Source organism: Campylobacter sp. US55, assembly GCF_004378955.1.
Taxonomy (GTDB): domain Bacteria; phylum Campylobacterota; class Campylobacteria; order Campylobacterales; family Campylobacteraceae; genus Campylobacter_D; species Campylobacter_D jejuni.
In genome coordinates this window covers 1-3,549 of sequence record NZ_RYYF01000018.1, presented here as the reverse complement: position 1 = coordinate 3,549, position 3,549 = coordinate 1, and the positions used below count along the sequence as shown (strand labels likewise).

At 31.0% G+C, this 3,549-nt stretch carries 1 protein-coding gene; it reads right to left on the bottom strand.

Going from position 1 to position 3,549, the window contains the following annotated elements; translation table 11 throughout:
- Positions 1–97: 97 nt before the first annotated feature.
- Positions 98–3,259 (bottom strand): autotransporter outer membrane beta-barrel domain-containing protein, encoded by a 3,162-nt coding sequence (locus tag ELQ07_RS08120; RefSeq protein ID WP_243833569.1) that lies wholly within the window; start codon positions 3,257–3,259, stop codon positions 98–100.
- Positions 3,260–3,549 lie beyond the last annotated feature (290 nt).

Sequence of the window (3,549 nt, the reverse complement as noted above, 5' to 3'; positions counted from 1 at the left end):
AAAAACATCCATCCCAATAATTTTAAAATTATCAGGATGAAATTTTTAACAAGTAGGAGAGTAAACTAAATTAAACTAAGTATTATCTTTTATAAGATTACCAAAGATAATTAAACTGAGCAAATCCTGTATGGGTATTGCCATCTTTATCAAACATTCCATTATAGTTTAAACTAAAATAGAAAGCTTCATTAACAGGAATGATTAAAGAAGTGCTTACAAATTTTTGTACTCTTGGTAAATAAAACTCATCATTTACTTTTATATTTCCAAATCTAGCTTTAGCTTTTACACTAGGATTGATATTAAGCTTAGCTCCAAGTTCTACTGAGCTTTTTAAATTAGGCAACCAATCTCTAAACCAAGTAAAGCTTGTTTTAGTAGAGAATAGATTTAAATAATTTGCATAGGTTCTTTCACCACCCATAACTGTAGCTTCTCCTTTGGTATTAATCATGCTAAAAGCTTCTGTATAACCTCCTTCATAGGTTAAACCTACTTCAGGGGAGAATATATCTTTATTAGAAATAAAATTCATACCTAAGCCTGCATTAACTCCATAAGCATAAGAATTAGGATTTGCTTTAGCTTCATTATTTCCTATTTTTTTAGTTAAATCATTTTTAATTAAAGCTGTTTTACCTTGAGCTTTGATATAAACTTCTTGCCCTTTTTCTGTAGTAAGTAAGATATTAAAGTATTTTAAACCTACATAATAGGTTCTATTATTAATATCAAAATAAGTTGAACTCATCTTTGTATCTTCATAACCTGCGTACACACCATATATTCCACTGTCTTTTAAAGTAGAATAACCTATAATGGTTCCTTTAGTGTGTCCTTTACTTTCCTCATTTAAAGAAAGTTCAACATTCTGTGAAGAAAAATAAGGAAGGATGAATAAAGAATGTTCTTTATTAGAACCATAGTTTCCATTATTTAAATCACTCTTTATATAATCACTTGCATCTGCATATAAATTACCCTTTTCAGACATAGCGATGCTTTGAGACTTACTTGAAGAAGCCAAAGAAAAGCTTTGCATAGAATTACCCATAACATTATCTATAAAGGTTGATCTTCTTGTAGTAGTAGAGATTAAAGATCTAAAGGTTGCACCTGATATGGAAGCATTAAGATTAAAATCTGTAGAAAGTTTTCCTGTTAATGGATCATAGCTTAAAGATATTTCTCCACCTCCATTAGTTCCTATATTGCCAATATTGCCTTGATTAACACCTGAGATGATATTGTTGATATCTCCTAATTCATCAAGATTAACATTGCTTTGATCAACGGTTATATTTTCTACTTTTACATTATCTTTACCACTTCCACCTACAACCACAGTGTCTAATTTACCTGTTTCTTTATCTGTAGAAACAACCCAATCTTTAATTCCAACACTACCACTACCATTGTTAGTTACTGTATTACCATTGCTATCTTTACCTACTGAGCCTTGGTTAGAGATTTCAACTTGTGCAGATCCTGAAACAGTAATACCATTATTTATGGTTGAGCCTTGTGAATTAGAAATACTAGTATTCCCACTTCCTGAAGAGCTAATACCGCCACTAATAGTTCCACCATTACTATTACTAATTACCATATCAGCACCACCAGTGCTTTCAATCTTACCACCGATATTACCTGAGTTAGAAATTTCAAGTTTATTATCACTATTGTTAGTGATAGAACCTGAAATACCTGTATCAGAAGTAGAAGTGTTAGTGATAGAATCAAGTTTACTATCTTCATCTACAGTAATTGAACCAGAAATAGCTCCATTACCCGTATTGGTAATAGAATCAATACTACTGCCCCCGCTTACTTGAACACTTCCTGAGATGCTTCCATTACCTTGATTAACAAGACCACCTTCTACCTTAGCTCCATTTTCTATCTTAATATCACTACCTATAGAAGCATTACCTGTATTGATTATATTTCCTTCAAGTTTAGTGTTTTCCCCACTAACAGTAATACCACCTGTAACAGTTCCTGAACCTGAATTTTCTATGGCTTTACCAGAATCTGAACCTATAGTAGCTCCATCTTTTATAGTTATAGAACCAGATATTTTTCCACTTTCATTTGAAATAGCAGCACCACTTCCACCTTTTACCATAGAGCCTTCACCAGATAAGATCATATCTCCACTTAAAGAGGCTGAGTTAATTAATCTAATACCATTAGTATTACCTTGTATCACACCTCCATTAGTAAGATATATTTTTTGACTGCTTGATCCAGTTTCTAAGGAAATTCCATATTTGTCGCTATAAATTCCACTTACTGTGCCATCTTTTTTTGTATCTTCACCCCCATCTATGTATAAATTACCTAAAGTTTGCCATTGACCCACTGCTATTCCTGCGTATTTGCCATAAACTACACCTCCATCTTTTACGGTAAGATCCTTAAATTTACCATAAGTTACAACTATACCAGTATAATTTGATTGTATAGTTCCTGTGTTGATAATATTTTCTATGGTACCACCGCTTTCTAGTTTTATACCAGCATTAGTATTATGATTACCGTTAGATATTATAGTTCCAGAATTAACAAGGGTTTTTATGTTGCCACCTGCTACAAGTATACTAGAAGAGCTACCACTGATAGTTCCATTATTATTAAAACTATTTATAGTTCCTCCGGATAATCTTACACCTTGATCCCCACTGATTAGACCGTTGTTGCTAAAGCTTTTTATATTAGTATTTCCTTCGAAAAAAACAGTTCCTTTATTGCTAGAACCTGCTATGGTTCCACTATTGTTAAAATTTTCTATATTAAGGGTTCCTTGACTACTTGACCAAATTCCCATATAAATTTGTCCATTGATTTGGTTTTTATTTTCAAAGGTATTAACAGTGATGGTTCCTGTAAAGTCCTTTTTACTATTTTGTATGGCCACTGCACCATTGATGATTCCATTATTGGTAAGATTGGTAAGAGTAAGAGTATCACTGTTGCTAGCATGGGCATAGATAATTCTATCGTTATTACCTATACTACCTAGAGTTCCGTTTGATCCAATTGTTAAGGAATTTGTTGTTCCATTTCCAGTAATAGTTACTTGTCCGTTTTGCAAAGAATTTATAGTCGTATTAGTTCCATTTCTAGAACTATACACACTTGCTGATCTAGCTTTAGTATTTTTACTTATTTCATCATAAGTTTTTATTTCAGAATTTAATGCAGCATTAGCACAGCTAGCTAAGAAAGAAATAGTAGCTAAAGATAAAACTATCTTTTTAGAATTTAAATGGGATTTTCTAATCCCCCCCCCCAATGGACACCTTACTTGAAATAATATTTTTACTCAAATATTTTTCTCCTTCCTTATTTAAAATGATTTATTTTGAAATTAATTTCATATTTTTTATTTTTTAAAAATAATATAAAATACAAAAATAAAATAGCGGAATAATAAAATATTTAAACTTAAAGTATAGTTAAATACTAACTATTATAAAACTATATGGTTTGAATTTAAATTTTATTTTATAGAAAAAATTGATTTAATGAGAGTAAATTTTG